Raw genomic sequence first — 21,854 nt, 5'->3', positions numbered from 1 at the left:
AGTGAAACCCTTTCTGTTTATCGCCCCACGATCGACCAAACGGCATCCATTGCTGTTTTGGAGCTTGTTGGCGCCCGCCTTGGTGGGCGGCTGCACGACGACTGGCACTACCTCGCCTGAGACAATCGCAATGTCTAATGGCGCAACCCCGATAACGGTGGATAAGCTCCCGCCGGGAGTAGCCGATGCAGGACAGGATCTGCCGGACTACCGAATCGGCGCGCTCGATGTCCTGGAGATTTCGGTGTTTGAGGTGCCCGATCTCAGCAAGTCGGTTCAGGTCAACGGGAGCGGACAAATAGCCTTCCCTCTAATCGGATCGGTCCCGGCGGCTGGAAAGACGACGGCGGAGCTGAAGGTGGAATTGGAAAAAAGGCTTGGCGCCAAATACCTTCAGTCCCCGCAGGTCGATGTTGCGATCAAGCACTCGCCGAGCCAGCGCGTGACGGTAGAGGGAGCCGTGCGGCAGCCAGGTATTTTTCCTCTCGTTGGCGAGATGACGCTCTCGCAGACGATTGCACAGGCCAGAGGATTTGACGAAACCGCCGAGGAGCACGGCGTGCTCGTGTTCAGAAGAGTGAATGGCAAGAAGAACGTGGCCTCGTTCGATCTGACCACCATCCAGAAGGGGCAGGCAACCGACCCGGTGCTACAGGGTGGAGACATCGTCGTGGTGGACCAGTCCGGACTGAAAGCAGCGTGGGCGGGGCTGCGAAGTGCGCTGCCAGTTGCTACCGGGGTCGCGACATTCGTGCCACTTTTGTGATGCGTTCAAAATTGCGTTCGCGCAGTAGCCGATCTCCTGAATGAACGTCCCTCGACCTTAAAGCGAAATCAGAGCAAATCTAGACAATGACTGACGCACATCCGCCGACGCGCTCGCACGGGTCTCTCGCCGCCGGCACCGCATCCGCTCGACCCAAAGTCCAGCGGAACGATTCGTCGGAGAGCCGGGAGGAGGACGAGTCCGCCAACCTGGATGGGGAAGCGGGCCAGGATGAATGGGAGCTTGACCGGCTAAGCTCCGATATAGCAGGTCGAGCCAATCCGGACCGAACAGCCGGGGCGCCAATCGGCGATCAGAATGGCAGCGAGCCTCCGCCCCATCATGAAGCGGCGCGCCTGCCGGTTGTGCGACACGCTCGTGGCCACTACCCCGCACCATCGGGCGAGACGCTGCCCGCCTATTTTTCGCCCGATACGGCCTATGCCGAACGCCCGGGCCAGGAAGGCAGCTTTGATATTCACGAGTATCTTTGGCTGCTCTTTAAACATCGCTGGCTCATCCTCAGTGTGGCGGGTATTTTCCTGACTGCTGGACTGGTCTGGACGTTGCTGACCACGCCCATCTATCGAGCGTCGGCAAGTCTGAAGATTGATCGAGATGTCCCCAGGGTCGTGAATGCGCAGGACGTCCAACAAGGAAACGCGGCGAATGACGTCGAGTTTTATCAGACTCAGTATGAATTGCTGAAGAGTCGATCACTTGCCGAACGGGTGGCGCGGAGCATCGACCTCAGCGATGATAAGGCGTTCCTCTCAGCCCATGCGCCGTCGCCTTGGGTGAAGCTTCGTGCGCTGATTTTCGGGGGCGAGCCGGCCGAGGAAAACTCAACCATGTCGGAGCGCCAAGCTGCCGCAGCCGCGACCGTGCAAGCTAATCTGATCATTCAGCCCGTGCGCAGCTCCAGCGTCGTTCAGATCAGTTTCGACAGTCCAAGCGCTGCTGTCGCGGCAAGGGTCGTCAACGCTGTGCAGGACAGCTTCATTGCGGAGAACCTCGAGCGGCGACTTCAGGCGACGTCCTACGCCAAGACTTTCCTGGAAGAGAGAATTCAGGAGTTGAAGGTCAAACTGGAGGATTCAGAGAAAGAGCTGGTGGCCTACGCGGACAAGCAGGATATCGTCGACTTAAGCACCAGTGCCAAGAGCGCTGGTACACAAGGCCTTGTGGCTGGCAATCTTGCCGCGGCCAACGATGCGTTGACCAAAGCTACTGGGGACCGTGTGCGCAGCGAGCTCCTTTGGCGCCAGGCTGAGACGAGTGACGGGCTGGCCTTGCCGCAGATCCTGGACAACAAGTCGATCCAGGAGATTCGGAGCAAGCGTGCCGAACTGCAAGCCGAGTACCAGCAGAAACTAAAATCATTCAAGCCGGCCTTCCCCGCGATGGTGCAATTAAAGGCCCGTATCAACGAACTCGATCGGCAGGTTAAGACTGAGGTCAACTTAACCAAGGACTCCCTCAAAAGTCAGTATGAGGCCGCTGTTAAGCAAGAGAAAGTCTCGATGCGCAAGGTCGCGGACCTCAAGAGCGACTTTGTTGACCTTCGCAATCGAGATATTCAGTACAATATTCTCAAGCGGGAAGTCGATACCAATCGCACGCTTTATGATGGATTGCTGCAGCGTTACAAAGAAATTGGCGTAGCAGGTGGGGTTGGCACCAACAATATATCGGTCGTGGATGTTGCCGAGGTCCCAGGAGCTCCCTATTCGCCAAACCTGAGGGCGAATCTTCTCAGGGCTTTGCTGCTTGGACTCTTATGCGGCGGCTTTGCGGCGTTCGGACGCGAACAGCTCGATGATAGCTTCCGGTCGGTAGAGGATGTCGAAGAGAACCTGGGGCTGCCATTGCTGGGCATTGTCCCGCGTTCCGATGACTTGGGCGATCCCAAGAACCTCATGGATGCACCGAGATCGGCTATTGCGGAAGCATATCGCTCGCTGCGAACAGCTCTGCAATTCTCGACGGCCAGCGGAATCCCGAAGACGTTGTTGGTCACCAGCGCGAGCGCGTCGGAAGGGAAATCGACAACCGCCTATCTCTTGGCCAGAAACTTCGCTGCGCTTGGCATGCGGGTTTTGCTGATTGACTGCGATCTGCGCAAACCTTCGCTGAATACCCTCATCGGCTGCGAAGCGTCCGCAGGCCTTTCTAATTGTCTGGCGGGGAGCACCAAGCCGCCGGAGGTGTTCCGGGCGACCAACTTTCAAAATTTGACCCTTCTGCCCAGCGGCCCGCTACCGCCGAATCCGGCAGAATTGCTCGCGGGGCCGAAGATGCTATCCCTTTTGACGATCGCTAGTGAGAAATTCGATTTGGTTATCGTCGATGGCCCGCCGGTGGCGGGGCTGGCGGACGCTCCCATCCTTGGCAGTGTTGCGGCTGGAACGCTGCTCCTCATCGAGGCTGGCCGCACACGCCGTAAGGCCGCCAAGGCAGCCGTGAAGCGCCTGAAGTTCGCGCAGGCTCAAATGGTCGGCGCAGTTCTCAACAAGCTGAATTCGGACAAGGCTGCGTATTTCTACGGTTATGGCTACGGAGCAATGGACCCCTACGTGAATGGGATCGGCAAGACGGAGCAGTTGACGCACGTCGAGTAGAAGGAATGACTTCTACGGACCAGCAGGCGCTCCATCTGGCCCTCCATCTGGCGCGCTCGCCAAGGCTGGCGAGAGTTATCCGCGATCGGCCCTTGCCGGGCGGTGTACTGCCCCTCATTCGTATCGCGGCAGGCTCCCACAAACCCCTCTCTGACGCAACTCGCCTGACTGGTGAGGATGCTGAGGCGGTCAAGGCGGCCGCGGAACTGTTCCTGCAGCAGAACCTGCTGCTGGCCAACGGCGATCACTATCGAACGCTTGGCGTTTCGGCAACCGCGTCAAGGGAGACCCTCGCGGAGCATGTGCGTTGGTTGATGAAATGGCTCCATCCGGATCGCGATAGGGCCGCGTGGGATTCCGCTTTTTCCCAACGGGTCCTCGACGCCTGGCATGAGCTCAAGGACCCGGAGCGCCGCGCCCGTTATGATCGTTCGCTGTCTGCGAAGTCCGTTGCGCCGTTCGCTTGCAGACGGCGGCAACAACGTCGATGGTTAAAGTCCCGCTTACGGCGAGTGGCCATATCCGGCAAAAGCGGCGATCGGATTCGGCGGAGCCAGGTTCTGATAGCGCTCCTGGTATTCACGGCCGGAATAACCATCGTACTCCTGTCCGACAAGATCATTGTGCCGCCAATGGTCCGCTTTTTCCGCATCGGCCATGACTAGGTCGAGAGCAGGCCGAGACTCTATCTGCGTATCCGAGCATGGTTTAGACTGGTCGACTGTTGCTGCCACGTCGGCCTCAGGGATCAGGACGTGGCTTCAACTGTGAGAAGGCGTGCCCGCGAACGGCGCCGGTACAGGCAATTGCCGAGATGGCTTGAACCTTTGCGCCGCGTACGCATGGCGCGCGGCCGATGGCTTCAATTTGCAGCTGTCTTGCCATTACTTATGTGGGCGGGATGGCAATCAGTCACTGTGACGATTGGATGGAATGCCACCGCCCACTCAGGAACCGCTGTCGCTGTCGATACGCGCAACGAAGATGCACTGGTCGAGCTCGCCGCGGACCGGTTAAATGCGGCGATCACAGACGCGGATGTGTCGCAGGTGGAGCGACTGAGCTCGGAAGCGCTCGTCTTGGCCCCAACTGCAACCGAGCCGATCAGACTCCTTGCTCTGGCTTCCGAGCGTCGAGGCAACGCGGCACGGGCCGAACAGTGGATGAGGCTTGCCGAGAAGCGCGCGCGGCGCAATCCCTTGATTGAGGGCTGGCTATTCGATCGCCTATTTGCGCGCGGCGACTTTTCCGGCGCGCTCGAGCGCGCCGACGCTGTGCTGAGAAGTTCACCACCGCGCTTGCGCGACCGCGTCAGGGCCACTCTGATCCGAATCGCGGCTGATGCAAGGGTGATCCCGGCGCTTGCCGAAGTGCTCAGTGCGGCGCCGCCGTGGCGGAGCAGGTTTCTCGCTACCTTCCTTGCCGATCCGACACATCTCGACTTATCGGAGGCTCTCCTAAAGAGGATGGCAGCTCGATCGCATCCTCCGACGCCGGAAGAGCTGTACCCCTATCTCGATGCGCTGATCAGTCGAAATCAGTTCGAGCGCGCCTACCAGACTTGGCTCGATTTTATGGCACCGGGGGACGTGGATCAGATTCCGTACGTCTATAATGGCCGCTTCGAGCACCCGGTTCGTCGGAGCCCGTTCGACTGGATCCTTACGCGCGAAGCGCTGGTTGATGCAACCGTGGCGGATGGCCCTCCACCAGCGAGCGGCAAGGTACTGCGGATTGAGTTCGTGGAGGGACGGATCGCACAGCCGATCGCCACCAAACTATTGATGCTTCCGCCCGGAACCTTCTTGCTGTCAAGCAGGGTTATGGCGCAGAGCTTAATTAATGAACGCGGGCTGCGCTGGACGCTTTCTTGCGCCAGTGGCGAGGGAGGCGTGCTCGCATCAACGGACCGCGTAAGTGGAACCACACCATGGCGGATCCTCGATGCGCGATTCGAGGTTCCCCAAGCTTGTGAGGCGCAATGGCTGCGGCTCGAAATTGCCGCTCGGGTCGCGCTTGAGCAGCAGATTCGCGGCGTCATTTGGTTCGGCGACATTTCAGTCAAGCGGTCGGACCGACTACGACGAACTGACCGATAGGCGCAAATCCAAATTGCCGTGGAATTCCGCCGCCGACAGCGTGCGTCAGGCTCGCTCGCGCGGGGGCTCGATTATCAAGGCGCAGAGGAAGGCGAAGAGGCACATATTGGTCGACGTGCGGAGCGGGTAGTCGACCATCGAGTGAAGCATCAGCAGCAGGAGGCTGATGCCTGCGGCTCGGGCGTGCGCGCAATCGATATCGCGCTGTCCGGCAATGGGACCGCGCCACAATCTGAGGCTGGCTCTTCCAAGCCAGAAGAGGAAAGCAACCGCCAGTCCAATCGCAGGCCAGCCGCCCTCCAGCCAAACTTCAAACCAGTCGTTGTGGGCATGGTTGACGAAGGCCGGGACAAGATCGTTGGTCTGCTCGAACATTGGGTAGATCGCAGGGAAGGTTCCGAAACCCGAGCCGATCGGCTGGAAGCTCCGGGCTGCGTCGGCGGTAACGCGCGCAAAGACGAGCCGATAATCAGCAGCAATCCCGGTGTCCAAGCGACTTAGGATGCCGGCTAGCCCGTATTGAACGACCAGGGCCACGGCTGTGACAGACATGACGAAGAGCGAGGTCAGGGCGACCTTACGGATCCTGGTTACCGAACCGATTGCAAGTAACATGCTGGCCATGGCGGCAAAGATTCCGAGAACGATCCCCGCGCGTGACTGCGACATTCCAAGCCCGAGCAGAAAAGTTACTCCAGCGAGCAGGAGTCCAATGAGCCAGACTAGGCGCAGCTCAAATGCGCCAAGAACTCCGATCACCCAGGCGGCGGCCAGAGGGATCATGGAGTACAGGAAGGCGGCATAGTGGTTGCGGTTCGCGAAGAAGCCGACGCTGCTGCCGAAATTACTGATCGGATAAAGATAAAGGCCGCTTCTCTCTCCCAGCGTCAGCTGGGCCAAACCAACAATGACGCTGACCACGCCGAAACAAACCAACATCAGGCTAAGCGAGCGGCGACCACGCCAAGGCAGCTGAACCACCGCGAGGAAAACAGCGATGGGAGGAATCAACGACAAGGCCGATCGCCAACTCGCCGCTGGATCGAGGCTAAGGGGCAGCCATGGAAGATCGATATTGGTAGCCGAATAGACAGACGCGATAAGATCACGACCCGGCAATTTCGACCAGATCGCCGGCGGGAGCCAAATGAATTGTCCGCAGAACAATAGAACAAGCGTGGCAACTATCGCCAACGGCCAACCGTCCACTGCTCGAAAGGGCCGATCAATTTGCCATGCGAGGATGCTCAACAGTCCGAGGCTGATGATCTGGATTAGGGCGTCCGACCGCAAGCCCTGGATCGTTCCTCCACCAAAGAGAAAAGAGAAGAACAGAGTGAATGCTGCTCCCGTCCACAATAGACGAGGCGGTCCGCAACGAAGTGTGACTGGAAAAAGCCGATCTGACCTCGTGCCAAACCTGGCACGCCTTCCGATCGCCTCGTCACTGCTCGCTAGCGGCAAGGTCTTCCTAAGGGCTCGCGGGGGCGCGGCTCTGGGTAACAACCGCTGCAGCCACGCCTGCGGCAACAACCCCAGCGCCAGCCAGGAGCACTGTGTTCACCCCGCTGCCAATGGAAGAACCGCTAACGGCGCCGCCGCCGGTGGCATTCGCAGCTCCATCTGCGGCGCCGCCGTTGGTCGCGTCTGCAGCTCCCCCATCGGTGGCGTCCGCAGCTCCGTCGCTGCCGCCGGCCTGAGCCATGGCGTTAGCCACGGATCCGGCGAGATCGGTACTTGTTGCCGGGCTCGTCACGAAGGAGGCGCAGGCGCAGGCGCCTTCGGACCTAACAACGACTTTCTTCGGACCAACCAGCCTCAGTTCACATTGGCCTGCAACATTCAGAAGGACTCTGCCGCCTTTTCCGACGCTAATTTGATCGTTAAGCCTTACATCAGTGGCTGCTCGGATCGGCGAATATCCGACATCTGTCGCGACAAGCACATTCCCAACGATTTCGCTCAGGTGACCAACTGGACCCGGGCTCGGAAGAGCAACCGAGCAAGCGCACCCATTTCGCAAGCCTGCCAAACATGCAGCCGGCCCCGCCTGCGCGACCGCAGAAGACAACATTACTATTGCTATAGTAGTGCCAGCGATGACTTTGCCCATGGGCATCCACTTCCCCTACAGATATCTGCCTTCATAACTCGGATTTGCAAGAAACTCAACAAACGACCCTTGTGCTGGGCTCGTTCGCCACTCCCAAAAGCCGGCACATGTATGTGCGGCAGCTTATTTGAGGTGCTCAGCGGCGATCTACACCAACCCATCTCCAATTGCGCGAAGGGCCGCTGTGTGACTTTGGTGAATGCATCGGAAGAGAACCAAGCTCTAGCTCATTGAATGCCAGTCGCGCAACTAAGAGCGGCTGCGGCAACCGATACGTAGGTGCGGCGGCCGCATGCCACGTTGGGGCGTTTGCGTACGAATAGTACCGATGTGATGTAATTTGAGCGCGCTTGCTGAGCAAGTGCATGCACCGGTCCGTTGCGTGCAATTGTTGTGGCGCGCGCAAAACGGAGCGGCTCTGCCAACCCAATCGACCGAGGGGCGGGATGGTCTGCACCGCAAAATCCACTGGTTCGATTTACCAGTGGCCGTTGGAGGACGGCTCCTTGGTCGAGATTGATTGGGGGCTTCGCGATGTTAGCATCAAGGCGTGCAGCGACGGCATCATTGACCATGGGTGAGCGCGTCGAAGTCCGCCTCGCTCATGCTTGTCCTGCTCGCCAACCTTCGAAAGCCGCCGGAAAGCGTGCCGATTAACCTGTGGAACAACGTCGAGGGCGGGCCGGTCGGTGACACCGCGGGACGCCCTGATCCAATCGCGCTGCCTGATCTCATTACGGTCCTTACTCCACTATCGAACAGAAATGAGAAGCACCAGAGACTTCGATTCAAGCCGCGGTCGATCGCGTGACGCCGGCTGCGACACACCATGATGGAATGGATACGGCGGCTGCCGGGCATGTATTCGTGCTGGCGGTAGGTGTTTGACCCGATGGAAAGTCATGCGCTATGGCGAGCCGGATCGCCGCAACGGCTATCGGAGCCAGAACCGTTGAATCAAAACGGCACTGAGCGAACAGAAATCCTGCATCGAAGAAGACATATGCTGCCGAAACATCTGCGCCGTCTCGAAGCTGAATCGATCGAAATCATGCGCGACGTGGTCGCCGAGTTCAAAAGACCGGTCATGCTCTATTCGATCGGAAAAGACTCCAGCGTCATGCTGCACATTGCAATCAAGGCCTGTCATCCCGCGAAGTTGCCGTTTCCCCTTCTTCACGTCGACACGACCTGGAAGTTCCGCGAAATGATTACTTTCCGGGATCAGACGGCCGAGCGGCTTGGTATCGATCTGATCGTCCATGTGAACAAGGAAGGCATCGAACGCGGGATCAATCCGATCGTATCGGGCTCAGCTCTTCATACTCAGGTGATGAAGACCGATGCCCTCAAGCAGGCACTTGACCTCTACCAGTTCGACGTTGCCTTCGCTGGCGCGCGACGCGACGAGGAAAAGAGCCGCGCGAAAGAGCGGATATTCTCCCACCGTTCAGCCGGACACGTGTGGGACCCCCGTAACCAGCGGCCGGAGCTCTGGAATCTCTTCAATACACGACTCCGCCAAGGCGAAACCATGCGTGTGTTCGCTATGTCGAACTGGACCGAGCTCGACATCTGGGAATACATCTTGTTCGAGAAGATCCCGGTCGTGCCGCTCTACTTCGCAAAACAAAGACCCGTCGTGCGGCGAGGTGGCGTGACGATCATGGTGGACGACAGACGGTTGCCGCTTGAGCGCAGCGAAACTCCTGAGATGCGGATGGTTCGGTTTCGTACACTGGGATGCTATCCCTTGAGCGGCGCCATCGAATCCGAGGCGACCACGATCGAGGAGATCGTTGCGGAAATGCGGACTGCGACAGTGTCAGAGCGTCAGGGGCGCCTGATCGATACCGATGAAGCCGCTTCGATGGAAAAAAAGAAGCGGGAAGGCTACTTTTGATGATGGTTTCCAAAGTGACATCCGAACCTGTCGGGACTGGAGCAAAGGACCAGCTGCGCTTCATCACCTGCGGTTCGGTAGACGACGGAAAATCGACGCTGATCGGTCGACTGCTGCACGACAGCAAAATGATTTACAACGATCAGCTCGCGGCGCTGGAACGCGACAGCGCCAGGCACGGCACTGCCGGGAACGACATCGATTTCGCGCTGCTCGTGGACGGGCTCGAAGCCGAACGGGAGCAGGGCATCACGATCGACGTCGCCTACCGCTTCTTTACGACGTCGCGGCGCTCCTTCATGGTGGCCGACGCTCCCGGTCACGAGCAGTATACCCGCAATATGGCAACCGGTGCCTCGAATGCGCAACTCGCCATCATCCTGATCGATGCCCGCAAAGGCGTGTTGGTTCAGACCCGACGCCACTCCTTCATCTGTTCGCTGCTCGGCATTCGCCATATCGTGCTCGCGGTGAACAAAATCGATCTCGTCGCATACAAGAAGGAGTGTTTCGATCGGATCGTTGGCGACTATCTGACCTTTGCCGCCGGTCTTGGCTTCACCTCGATCGTTCCGATTCCCATCTCAGCCCGCCATGGCGATAACGTCGTCGACCGTTCCGCTCATGCCAGGTGGTATCATGGTCCATGTCTGCTCGAGCATTTGGAGAGCATCGATATCCAGTCCGAAATCGCAAGCCAGGCTTTCCGCTTTCCGGTCCAATGGGTGAACCGGCCTAACCCTGATTTTCGCGGCTATGCCGGCTCAGTGGCGTCCGGGAGGATCTCGGCAGGAGACGAGATCGTCGTCGCAGCGTCTGGACGGACCACGCGCATCAAGCGGATCGTGACCCCGGATGGCGACCTTCCTGCCGCCGAAGCCGGCGATGCGATCACCATTACGCTGGAAGATGAGATCGATATCGGCCGTGGCGATCTTCTGGCAAGGCCAAGCGAGCGGCCGAAGGTCGCCGACCAGTTCGCCGCATATTTGATCTGGATGGACAAGGAGCCGCTCGCTCCCGGACGCAATTACATCCTGCGGATCGGATCACAGACCGTCGCCGGCAGCATTACCGCAATCAAGCATCGGATCGACGTCAACACATGTGAGCATCTGGCGGCCCGGACGCTTTCCCTCAGAGGCCGACCGGAAATTAAAGTTGGGTGATTTCAGCAGGTTGTGATTTTTCGAGGTGTTCGAAGCCATCGGAGAAGCAGATGACCTGGACCGAAATCACCCGCTGTCAGCATGACAGACGAGAGCTCCGCTATGCAAGCGATTGTAGGGATGCGGAATGGGCCCTGATCGAGTTGTTGATGCCAAGACCGAGCAAGGTCGGGCGACCGCGCAAGACCTGCATGCGATCGGTATGGGATGCGATCCAGTACATAGCGACGACGGGATGCCAATGGGCGCTTTTGCCAAAGGATTTTCCTCCTTTCACGACGGTGCAGTACTATTTTTATCGTCTGCGCGACAGCGGCGTGTTGGATTTGATCAATGAAGCCTTGGTTGAAATCGCGCGCAGGCTTGCTGGACGGGAGCCGCAACCAACGGCGGCGATCATCGACAGTCAATCGGTCAAGACGACGGAGAGCGGAGGGCCACGCGGCTTCGACGCGGGCAAGAAGATCAACGGTCGCAAGCGCCACATCGTCACCGATACACAAGGAAAATTTGCTGAGCGCCATCGTGCACCCGGCCAGTGTTCAGGATCGCGACGGTGCGCCGACCGTCGTCACTTTGGCGTGCGCGAGCTACCCAACCATTGCGCACTTGTTTGCTGACGGCGGCTACGCCGGCGAAAAGCTTGAAAACGCACTTCGGAAAATCGACGGGCCGACGATTGAAATTATCAAACGCCCGGATGACGCAAAAGGCTTCGTTATTATTGCCCGACGCTGGGTCGTCGAACGCACGTTGGCATGGCTCAACCGCTGCCGTCGTCTCGCCAAGGATTGGGAGGCTTCCGTCACCTCGGCCGAAGCATGGCTCCTTATTGCGTCAACCCGACAACTGGTGCGCCGCATCGCCAGATCGACCAACCTCAAGTCATGAATTTTGAGTCAGACTCTCAACGAGATCGCATTCTGCAATGTTGCGACCGCACTGCCCGCCGCGTTCGATCCTTACGATGTCAATCGGAAGACCGGATCATTTATCGTCATCGATCGTTGCACCAATCGTACGGTTGGAGCCGGCATGATTGCGTCTCCGCTGCGGCGGGCCACCAATGTTGCTTGGCAAGCGTTTTTTGTGGGCCGGATGGAGCGCGCCGCACTCAAGAATCAGAAGCCTTGCATCGTCTGGTTCGCCGGCCTGTCGGGCGCGGGCAAGTCGACAATTGCCAACATCGTCGATCAAAGGCTGTTCGCAATGTCGCGCCACACGATGCTGCTGGATGGCGACAACGTCCGGCACGGCTTAAATCAGGATCTCGGCTTCAGCGAGGCCGATCGTGTGGAAAACATTCGGCGTGTCGGCGAAGTCGCCAGGTTGATGGCGGACAGCGGCTTGATCGTGATTTGTTCGTTCATCTCGCCCTACAGGGCCGAACGAGATATGGTGCGCCGCCTCGTGAGTGAGGACGAGTTCATCGAAGTCTTTGTCGACACGCCGATCGAGGAATGCGCGCGACGCGATCCCAAGGGTCTCTATGCAAAGGCGAGGTCCGGTGAGATCAACAACTTCACAGGCATCGATGCGCCCTACGAAACACCGATAAGACCCGAAATTCACCTCAGGACCATCGACCAGACGCCCGAGCAATTAGCGCAAGCCGTGATCGATGTCTTGATAGAGCGCGCAATCGTTGACGGTCGCTAGCATCTACCGAATCTGCCGTCCCTGCCGGGACTGCGAACTCCTGCCCTCTTCACGAGGGAGTCAGCCGAAGGAGTAGGCGCTCGACAAGCCATTTGCGCTGGGTGGCCGGAGATCGATTCTGATCTCGCTCGTGTCCGGTGTTTAGCACTTCGTCGGGGCGTGCTCGATCATGGTGCGGTGCCGCCCGAGCGCCCGGCTGATCTTCCCGCTGTCGATTACGAAGGACCTTGCTCGCGTATGTGGCTAGGTCCTCGACGCAAATCTTGACGTTGACTTTTTGACTGCCGTCATAGGTTCGTCCAGAAGACGACGGCTCGACTATGCCCCGTTTGACATTCTAGATTTCGGTTTATTTTCCCCGGATTTCGGGCTTCTGCCCGGGATACGTCATGTTCAAACTGGAAAGCCGGTCGGCGCTATCAGCGGACCGGTCGCGGCCGCTATCTGCATGCGCCAACGGGCAAGTCACGTTAGTACGTTACGTACGAAGATCGCGTGCCAGACACGATCGATTGATGTGTCGCGCGGAGAACATACCCTTAAAGCAGATTGCTAGATTAGCTATAAATTAAGGAAGCGGCTGACAATGGCACTCGGAAGCTGGTTTTCGACTTGGTTACGAATGCGACTCAACCGATGATCAGCGAAACGGTGGACGCCACGCGCTCCCGTCGCAACCATATCCATCGCTATCGTCGTCTTCTTGAAAACCAGTCTGAGTGAGCTTGTAAGTCCATATGTCGAAAGACGCATATCTGAAGAGCGTCGTGCTTTCGAGGCGCTAATGCCCACTATCTTTCCTCTAGAGCCCAGACGCACGCGGCTCGACGCCGTGCCCCGCTTGGGAAGGTCGCGTTCAGCGGAAGCTGTCCGATGAGTCATTCGCACGGCAAGCACTACATCGTTAGAGGCAGAGCAAAATCGAACCGCCGTCAAACAAAACATCCAAACATCTCGGGATCGTGCCCTGTGGCGTGGTGTAGCTGAGTGCGGTCGCTCGCCGGCAGGGCCGGAAGCCGAGCTCTCATTGACGGCAATGCTGCCCTGCATCATTCCTAAGGGAAACTCCTTCAATCAGGAGCGCGTCCTCCATGAGGTTCCGGTTCGCCGAAACTGCGAGAAGACACTGCGAAGGCGGTTGCGTCCTGAAGGTGGCCGCACCATTCTCCCGTAATTGGTTAATGGCCGGACTGTAGCTGTACGCTACGCTCTAAGCGAAACAGACGCCATCGTAATGAAGAGCCTTCGTTCCCAGCTGACCATTGCGATCGCTTGCATCGCGGCACTAGCTATCGCTGGGTCGATGGCATTCTTCCACTTCGCTGAAAGACGTATCTTGGACGAGTTGGGACCCCGCACACTGAGAGGCCAGACCCGCATTTTGCTTTCCTCTCTGCGCGTCAACGAAACCGGAAAGGTAATCCTAGATATCCCGGGGGAGTGGAAAGAGTTCTATCGCTCCCCAGGAGTGTTCGCATATGCCGTCTATGACGCCGACTGGCGTCCCGTCGCTCTCTCGTCGAATATTGATAAATCGCCTCCCGTGCCGATGGATTTCAACACGCTTCTTACCGAGCGACGACATGACGGTTTCGTCGAGTGCACGATGGCAGTCGTTGGTGGTTACGTGCTGGTGGTCTGGCGGCTCTCTTACAGTGCACAGGAAGTGCTCTCCATATTCTTCCAAGAACAGAAGGTCCAAGTGCTTCTTTGGCTCGCTTCGGCATTGCTTTTGGTATCAATTATCTGGATGATGATTGGCTGGCATCTTCGGTCTGTGCAGCTCGTCTCGCAGGCTGCGGACTCAATCACTGACTTCGACAGTCCCGTTCGAATAAGTACAGATCGAATCGGAACGGAAGTTGTTCCCATGGTCGAGGCATTCAACACTGTACTCGATCGCCTCGCAAAGTGCCATCAAAGGGAACGAGACTTCGCCTCCGTGGCGGCGCACGAGCTGCGAACGCCGCTGGCGGTACTGGATCTCCGTTTACAACGTTATGAAACGAGTGGGGTGATCGACTGGCCGGTCGTCCGGCGCGAAATGAGACAGTTTCGTCATCTACTTGATCAGGTACTTCGGTTAGCAAGAAATGACCCCGCGTACCCTCAGCAAGAGACCGTTTGCCTTTCGCAGCCTCTGAGGGAGGCCGCAGAGCTGGTCATGCCGGAAATCGAGAGAGTTGGTCGAGCGCTGTCGATTCAGGAGATAGATCAGCCGGTCATACTCGGTAACAGGGATGCGCTCCGAAGCATGGTGCGCAACCTGCTTGAGAATGCGCTTGTTCATGGCGTTGGGCAGATAAGAGCCGTCGTGAAAATGGAAACCAGCCCGAAGCGCGCCCAGGCCATCTTAGAGATCTCCGACGACGGGCCAGGCGTTCGGGAGGCGGATAGGGAAGTTGTTTTCGAAAGGTTCCGCAGAGGCACGCAGAACTCTATGGGCGCCGGACTTGGCCTTGCGATCGTACGCGATATTGTCGCTGCCCACGCTGGCAAAGTGTTATTTGTCTCTTCAGAGAGGTGTTGTGTGCGCGTAATCATTCCATGCGCTGCCAACGAGCGCTTCATGTAATCAACGCTTGGACTTGGCCAGCCGGACAAGTGGGCGACCTAGGCCCTTTACGATATGCTCTCCAACGAGATTTGCGTGCGCCGAGACGTCTCAAGTGTCGCCCAAAATGCCTTAGCTCCGCGATCAGCGAATAATGGACCACTTCTTGATCCGTCCCGACCAAGACTTGCCCAACCGCTTTCGTCAACAGGCCATGAGCACTAAACGACGGGCCAGGTGATTGGCATCAGCTCTGTCATTGGCGACGATCTCTGTTCGAAACGTACCACCTGGTGCGCCTTGCTGCTGGCGCGAACCTTCATCCTGCGCGTGACGAGACGCTGCAGGCGGCGACTCGACGGAAAGATTGTGACTTGTCGGCTCACGTCAGTGCCGCGTCAGTCTGTGGCGCTATTATGTCGAAGGTGAGGCGGGGACGGAAACGCCATTAACAGGCGTAAAGGCAGATCGGGGCATTTGGTGCCGTGATCCGCGACTGCTGCCGCCATAGCGAGTGGTCGTTATTGTGGAAGAGGGAATGAAAGTATTAGTCGTCGAAGATCATCCAGCTGTACGTGGTCTGATCGGCAGTTACCTTTCGGAGCGTGGCTTTGCGGTTGATGATGTAAGCACGGCCGGTGACGCAATGGCCTCAACAGCGGTGAACGCGTACGACGCGATTGTACTCGATCTAGGCCTTCCTGATGTAGATGGCTTGGAATTGCTTGGACGGATCGGCCGGGGACGCGCCGAAAGGGCAGCAATCATCGTCGTCAGTGCGCGGGATAGTCTGGAGGACCGGGTTCGGGCTTTAGACGCCGGGGCCGACGATTATCTCGTGAAGCCGTTCGATCTCATCGAGTTGGAGGCACGATTGCGAGCAATGCTGCGGAGACCTCGCGTAGGATACGGGCCCGTCCATAAGCGCGGTCGGCTGGTCTTCGATCCGATGCGGCGAGAAGCCTCCGTTGACGGTTCTGCGATCGAGCTAACTCGACGTGAGGCCTCGCTGCTGGAGGAGCTGATGCGGGCCGGCAATCGCTTTACTGCGAAGGAAATTCTGGAAGAGCGGCTCTATTCGTCCACCGACGAACGATCGTACAATGCGCTGGAGGCCACCGTGTCACGGTTGCGAAAGAAGTTGATGAATATGGGCGCGGGGGTTGCCGTGTATGGAAGACGCGGCGTTGGATATCGGCTTCAAGAAGAAAGCAGGCACACATTGATCCAACCACACGACAATGATCGTGGTGGTCATCTAAAAGCGGGTGGACCGATGGTTCAACGTACAGGAGTATAAGCGCCTTCAGTTCGCCAGAATGAGCCGCTGACCGTCGCGCTCTAACAGAAGGCAGGTCGAGCGACGTGGCGCGAATGCATCTATATCCACGCCAGTTCGATTGGGACGTATCGCGGGCGCCTCGACGGTGGTGTCCCCGCGAACGACGATCTTGCCAGACTTCATTTTGCTACCAAGGAGTTCACCCGACCCCAAAGCGGGTCCGTCGCTCGCTGCTCTTAAGCGGGATGCCTTGTCGCGCGCCAGCATGGCACAGAAATTCACCTCCAATCCGAGACCGGTCGCTTTAACTAGGAAGACAAGGTGTGCAAGACTGCGGCGCGAAGAGCGTTAGATGCGCTCATCAATCTGCCTTCCCATTCGATTCGGGTCCTCAGTCAACTTAATGCCCTAATGTCGCCGTCAACACGTTGGCGGTGAGTATTCGTCGAGGTCTCGCTCGATGAGCCTTAGTAAGCTGATCGAGCAAATCGGGAGGACGTGGATATCCAGATCACGTAAAGGCCGACAGCATCGGAAAATGCCGAAGAGCGGACGTTGTTATCGTGGCTGAGGATCGGATTGCGAATTGCGCTGCACCCACTTGGCGGCGATTTTCCATGGGCTAGCCTGCTGGCAGAAGAAGTTCGTGTGCAAGCCGGACCGGTACGGTTCCGCCCATAATTTTGAGAAGCACGCGAACGCGGCCGGCATCATCGAGCCGATCCAAAACCCCCAGTTGTTCTGCAAAGGGTCCAGCTGCGATACGGACCTCGGAGCCAACTCGTAGGGCTTTCTCCATGCTCATGAGTCCTCGAGCGTCAACTGACCCGGCCATTGCCTCCACGACGCCGCGGGGTACCGGCTGCGGCACCTCACCCTGCATCAACAGCCCCGCAACACCAAAGGTACCATTGATGCTTCGCCAGGGATGTCGCGTTAAATCGAGCTCAACAAAGAGATATCGAGGAAAAAACGGAGCAACCACGTTGGTTAGCTTCCTCGCGTGGCGAACCGTCTTTAGGCGCCTCGGCAAGAAGACGTCAAACCTCTGGTTCCTCAATTGCCGTTCAGCGCGGAACTCGCGGCGTGGCAGACTGTTTATGACGTACCAGCGGCTGCCCACTTGCGAGCGATCGAGAGGTTCAGTTCGGCTCTGGTCATTAATGGTGAGCGACATCGTCGAAGTGTCTCCTATCCGATCTGCGAGTGGCGGGACTCAACCGCCTGCCGAGCCAATCCAAGCGATCCGGTGCCCGTGTTGACGCTGTGGGTATGATCGGTCTTCTTTGCGACATTGGTTCTGCGTTGTCCCCCGATCAGGAATTGCACCGTCATCGCCAAGATACGTAAATCGAGCCATAGAGAGGCGTTTCGAACATACCACTCGTCGAGCTCGTCCTTCTCGCTCGGCGTCAAGAGCGTGCCACCGTTGACTTGCGCCCAGCCGGTGATCCCGGGCCGGACCATGAGGCGAGCGGTCGGATTAGGCGGCTGATCTTGCGTCAGGAGCGGACGAGGCCCCACCAAAGACATGTCGCCGACGAGGACATTGAAAAGTTGAGGAAGTTCGTCGAGACGCATCCTGCGAAGGAAAGTCCCGATCCGCGATAATCGCTGGTCGTCCGGAATTGTTCGCCCCAACCGATCGAACGGCGGCTGCAGTGTTCTAATCTTGTAAACCACGATGGGGCGACCGCGGAGTCCCGATCGTTGTTGCCAAAACACGAGCGGGAAGCCAACATCCAGCAGCGCAAGGCCGGCGGTAACAATCAACAGCGGCGCAGCGGCGAGCAGCGCAATGGCGGCGACGACGAGATCGATTGCGTATTTCCATCGAAAGTAAGGGGGCAATCGAATCGCGGGACACAGCTCGACCTGCGGCTCCGAATCCGCATCATCTCGTGCGTTAAGTCCGCTCAATCCCACCATGCTGCGCACAAACGTCAGCGGGATACTCCGCAGCCCACAGAACCGACGGACCTCGTCAAGAGCATCTTCAGTCAGCAGCGTCTCATCGCCGCCAATCACGACGCGATCGATATTGACGCCGTGTACCGCGAATTCATCGACGATCGGCTGAAGATCATTGGGGGCCCCAACAATCCGAATTCCCGCGATGGTACGACCAATCATATGTGGTCTGCCGTCGAGCACCGCTACCACACGCATCCTTGCTGGACAGAATGCTGCGAGCAGTTTCACGAATAGGACGGTGAGGTCCGTCGAACCGATCATAACGATGTGCTCGGTCCCGGAGCAGCGACGATAATTGGATGCGTTGTTGTCGGTCTCTCGCAAGCGAGCTGCGGCGCGAACTGCAATCAGGCCGGCGCAAAGGATCAGTGCATGAATGAGAGGAAGTGATCGTGGAATATTGTCGAGGCGCGTGAAGGTAAAGAGCAGAATACAGGTCATTAGCTCGCCGCACGCGACGGCCTTGACGACATTCCACGCGTCGTTGACGGTAAAAAACCTCGCTATGCCATCATGGACCCGAAAACCGGAAAACGCGATCAGAGAGAATGTGAAAGAGATCAAACAGTAGAGAAATCCCTCGGTCGAGGCAATGTAAGCGGCTCTCATCGCAAGAGCGAAAATGGGCGAGAGGAGTGCCCACATTGCATCGAAAATGGAATAGCGAAGCCGTAAATATCCTCTAGATGCTGGGTATCGAACCATGTCCCCTGTCGACCTACACCTCATATGATGGGAATTAGTTTCGCATATCGCACTGACCAGAGACTGACGTCCTATCTATTTCCCTGATGAAGGCCTGACGTCTCCATACCGACTAAGCTCGGCTTTGAATGTGCGAAGAACTAAGGAAGCTGTCTCGTCGAAACAGACCGTTCAGAACGAGCCGCCGTAGCTCAGGTCAACGACGCGGAATACGGTCTTGCCGTGTCCCACAGGCGCATAACCGCTGCGAGATCGAGCGCGGCGCAACTCTCGAGCCGCCGGCCGCGACGCGCGGCTAGACGGTTGTTGGTGTGGCAGGTCGAAGCGGACTATCACGTGGGCCTCTATGTGGAGCGCCGTTATGATACGACTGCCAAACGCGCAGGTCGGCTTCATTCAATATCAACAATGGACGTGCGCAGGAGCGGGGAGGCAATTGAAGCAGAACCGATGATAAGGACGTGCTATTCAACGCACGAAACGTACTTTCATAGCCGGCGACACTATGAGGCATGCCGCTACCCGACGATTAGAACAGGCCGGTAGAGCGCGCAGATTTGTTCGTTCCGTACAGAGGGGCAACGTCGAGCACGACCTTTCAACGTAGCGGAGTCGTCGGCAGGGCCACGTTCACGGCGAACCCACTGCGAAGAGGGCGCATACCGACCTTGGGAGAAAGCTCACCGCAATGGCCGCAGCCTGCCACCAGCTTGACGTGTGCCAAATGGCATGCAGTAAGTTTTGGCGTCGCATTGCGGAGCGCGACCACTTCAAGTGCTGACAGGCTGGCGGCGATCTTGGACATGCCGGCGGTGGACAGCCGCAGCACGTCGCGGATTTTGCGCGTGGGTAATCTCGGTCTCGGTCCTGGCATTTGCCCCGCTCCTCGGGGAAAGGAGCGAAGGCCATGCCGATTCGCAGATCACCCAACGGGGCCCGTCATACCCGTAAACAGGCTGGTCGCGATCACCCGGAATGGGTGGTCATGATCAATCGGAACGCCCGGTTGCGATCGCTCGGTGCGCGCACCAAAAGGCGTTCGACCACGTGAGTTGAGCAGAAGGGGGCTCCTCAGGCCTCCTAAGAATGTGTCAGGGACCGGCCATCCCGAAAGGGCATGAGGGAGGGAGCGCTTTACTTTCCATGGCGAGAACCCCAGGCAAGTCGCTCCAGTAGAAGTGCTGAGAAGCTTGGAAGCGTTTTGGTTTATGCGCCCCCAAAGGGAATTGTGGTACTGAAATCGAAATAGGTCCCGAGCCCAAATTAGGGACGGCAACAGCAAACCCACCAGCGACTGCATGCTGCTATCTCTTTTGCTGGAGCACCGCAGCTTCAGCTCGCCGTGACGGTGACGCGCGCGGGGAACGTTTGTACGAAACGATCAAATCTGAAGCCGAAATGGCGCACTCTGGTGAGAGGCCAGATTGTCCGTACCTCACGTACAGTTTTTGTCGGAGCATTCTTGAGAAAACAGGTTCTAAATTACCTGTAACGGGATTGTGATAGCAAGTTCTCTATGAAGCATCGGCAATGACAGACGAGCACAGCGAACTGGAACGTTGTAAGCAAGAGAATGCGCGCCTCAAAGAACTGGTTGTGCAGCTATCTGACATTGCCATACGCGACGTTGTCACGCGCGCAGAGGGGCTGAACTCCCGCGAGTCTAAGGCACGCTTCCAGCGGCAGGGGGTTGGGCTCCGTCCGCGTCTCCATAGGGGACGTGGGCGGGGCAGCCAAACTTCCGGTCGGAATCCTTGACGTTGAGCTGGCAGTGCATGCTCGCAAAACAACTTGATGCGCAAATTGGATCGCCGCCGGCAAGGCTGCGATGCGACGCTGCCGCTCAAGGCGAGTGCCAGCAGATTCATGCTCTGTCCAGTTGAAATACGTCTACGTAGAACGCTCGAACGCAGGATTTGCGCGCCGAACCGGGATTCGTTGCATCAATTGAGATGACGACATCGTTACAGTCGCAATCAATTCTTCGTTACGGTGAGCGGGCGGGGGCGCCAAAACCACATGCCAGGAGAGGGACAATGACTGACCACGTGACTGCAGTCCTCGAGGTGCCCGACTACTCCAGAGATGTAGCTCTCAAGCGCGTGTCCGGCACACAGCAAATGTTTCAGCAGCCTTTTGCGGTGCTTCCTAAGAAGCGGCCCATTGTCAGAAATGCAATCCTTGCGAAACTTTCTCTGGAAGACCTCGCAGCAATAGGAAGATGCCTTGAGCCGATCATCCTCAAAGAACATATGGTTCTGCAAGAACCGAAGAGGCAAGTCGAGCACGTCTATTTCATTGAATCGGGTCTCGCCTCGCTAAGGATTGTCGCGGCCGGAAGCATGCTCGAAACGGCAGTGATAGGATATCGAGGCGTGGTCGGCGCCTCGTTTTTGTGGGGAGGGAATATTTCAACACATCAATCTGTCGTGCTCTTTCCCGGAAGCGCACACAGGATCCGGGTCGAGGATTTGCGCCGGTTGATGAAGGAGCGGCCTGATATCCGAGAGCCTCTCTATGAGTACGTCCAAGCGTTGACTTTTCAATGCGTTCAGGCGGGGTTGTGTGGTGTTCGGCACGATCGTGAACAGCGGCTCGCGAGCTGGCTATGCTTTGCAAGTGATGCTGCTGATTCCCGTGTGCTGCCGGTTACCCATGACTATCTTTCGTCCGTCCTGGGATTGCGTCGCGCCGGCGTAACCGAGACGCTCATCCGATTCGAAGAACAAGGAATCATTAGCAAGATGCGCGGCGTCTTGCAGATCGATGAACGCAGGCTCCTCGAGCAAAAGGCTTGCGGTTGTTACAAGCTTGTCTCAAGCGCTTATGCCTCTCCGAGCCCATGCTCTCGTGAAAAGGTCGGCCGAGTTTAGCAAATTCGCCCCGGCCATCAGCCGACCGCCGAGAAGCTCCAAAGATCCGGAAATGGTCGGACGAGGCGGTCGGTCTCCGTTCAAGCGTTCAGTTCGACTGAAACAGTTTTGGAGGGTGCTCGTGAAAATGGAGAGC

At 57.8% G+C, this 21,854-nt stretch carries 13 protein-coding genes and 2 pseudogenes; 11 read left to right on the top strand and 4 right to left on the bottom strand.

Annotated features, from left to right (window positions below):
• Position 1: 1 nt before the first annotated feature.
• The 4 genes from P6U30_RS27745 to P6U30_RS27730 all read left to right on the top strand — a co-directional run bounded on the left by P6U30_RS27745 (position 2) and on the right by P6U30_RS27730 (position 5,486).
• Positions 2–766, top strand: a complete 765-nt coding sequence (locus tag P6U30_RS27745; protein WP_407166033.1) for a polysaccharide biosynthesis/export family protein — start codon at positions 2–4, stop codon at positions 764–766.
• An 86-nt stretch (positions 767–852) separates the two neighbouring features.
• Positions 853–3,387 carry a GumC family protein gene (locus tag P6U30_RS27740; RefSeq protein WP_407166032.1) on the top strand — a complete coding sequence of 845 codons (2,535 nt, stop codon included), beginning with the start codon at positions 853–855 and terminating at the stop codon, positions 3,385–3,387.
• Positions 3,388–3,392: 5 nt separating this feature from the next.
• Positions 3,393–4,052, top strand: coding sequence for a J domain-containing protein (locus tag P6U30_RS27735; protein ID WP_407166031.1), 660 nt, complete (start codon positions 3,393–3,395; stop codon positions 4,050–4,052).
• Between the two features lie 177 nt (positions 4,053–4,229).
• A complete protein-coding gene (locus P6U30_RS27730) occupies positions 4,230–5,486 on the top strand; it encodes a tetratricopeptide repeat protein (RefSeq protein WP_407166030.1) in 1,257 nt (418 codons plus the stop codon).
• Between the two features lie 45 nt (positions 5,487–5,531).
• Here P6U30_RS27730 and P6U30_RS27725 read toward each other — a convergent pair whose 3' ends face one another.
• A complete protein-coding gene (locus P6U30_RS27725; RefSeq protein WP_407166029.1) occupies positions 5,532–6,845 on the bottom strand; it encodes an O-antigen ligase family protein in 1,314 nt (437 codons plus the stop codon).
• 1,757 nt (positions 6,846–8,602) lie between these two features.
• Between P6U30_RS27725 and cysD the strand changes: the two genes are divergently transcribed.
• The 6 genes and pseudogenes from cysD (at position 8,603) to P6U30_RS27695 (ending at position 16,184) form a co-directional block, all read left to right on the top strand.
• Complete coding sequence (gene cysD / locus P6U30_RS27720; RefSeq protein WP_407166028.1) at positions 8,603–9,502, top strand: sulfate adenylyltransferase subunit CysD; 900 nt, start codon at positions 8,603–8,605, stop codon at positions 9,500–9,502.
• Between the two features lie 2 nt (positions 9,503–9,504).
• A pseudogene (locus P6U30_RS27715) lies at positions 9,505–10,641 on the top strand (sulfate adenylyltransferase subunit 1); the annotation flags it as partial.
• Positions 10,642–10,721: 80 nt separating this feature from the next.
• A protein-coding gene (locus P6U30_RS27710; protein WP_407166027.1) for an IS5 family transposase occupies positions 10,722–11,562 on the top strand; the annotation gives its coding sequence in 2 pieces (ribosomal slippage) (positions 10,722–11,177 and positions 11,179–11,562; 840 coding nt in all).
• Positions 11,563–11,568: 6 nt separating this feature from the next.
• A pseudogene (cysC, locus tag P6U30_RS27705) lies at positions 11,569–12,330 on the top strand (adenylyl-sulfate kinase); the annotation flags it as partial.
• A gap of 1,234 nt (positions 12,331–13,564) precedes the next feature.
• Positions 13,565–14,905 (top strand): sensor histidine kinase, encoded by a 1,341-nt coding sequence (locus tag P6U30_RS27700; RefSeq protein WP_407166026.1) that lies wholly within the window; start codon positions 13,565–13,567, stop codon positions 14,903–14,905.
• A gap of 517 nt (positions 14,906–15,422) precedes the next feature.
• Positions 15,423–16,184, top strand: coding sequence for a response regulator transcription factor (locus P6U30_RS27695; protein WP_407166025.1), 762 nt, complete (start codon positions 15,423–15,425; stop codon positions 16,182–16,184).
• 604 nt (positions 16,185–16,788) lie between these two features.
• Here P6U30_RS27695 and P6U30_RS27690 read toward each other — a convergent pair.
• The 3 genes from P6U30_RS27690 to P6U30_RS27680 form a co-directional block, all read right to left on the bottom strand.
• Positions 16,789–17,343, bottom strand: coding sequence for a transcription termination/antitermination protein NusG (locus P6U30_RS27690; RefSeq protein WP_407166024.1), 555 nt, complete (start codon positions 17,341–17,343; stop codon positions 16,789–16,791).
• Between the two features lie 14 nt (positions 17,344–17,357).
• Positions 17,358–18,749 (bottom strand): sugar transferase, encoded by a 1,392-nt coding sequence (locus P6U30_RS27685; protein ID WP_407166023.1) that lies wholly within the window; start codon positions 18,747–18,749, stop codon positions 17,358–17,360.
• Positions 18,750–19,443: 694 nt separating this feature from the next.
• On the bottom strand, positions 19,444–19,719 hold the full coding sequence (locus P6U30_RS27680; protein ID WP_407166022.1) for a hypothetical protein: 276 nt from the start codon (positions 19,717–19,719) through the stop codon (positions 19,444–19,446).
• Positions 19,720–20,881: 1,162 nt separating this feature from the next.
• On the opposite strand from P6U30_RS27680, the gene P6U30_RS27675 reads away from it, so the two are divergent.
• Positions 20,882–21,718, top strand: a complete 837-nt coding sequence (locus P6U30_RS27675; RefSeq protein WP_407166021.1) for a Crp/Fnr family transcriptional regulator — start codon at positions 20,882–20,884, stop codon at positions 21,716–21,718.
• Positions 21,719–21,854 lie beyond the last annotated feature (136 nt).

This window comes from Bradyrhizobium sp. ORS 111, from assembly GCF_045571485.1.
In the GTDB taxonomy this organism is placed as follows: Bacteria; Pseudomonadota; Alphaproteobacteria; order Rhizobiales; family Xanthobacteraceae; genus Bradyrhizobium.
The sequence above is the reverse complement of the archived record's forward strand: the minus strand, read 5'-3'. Positions and strand labels throughout refer to the sequence as shown.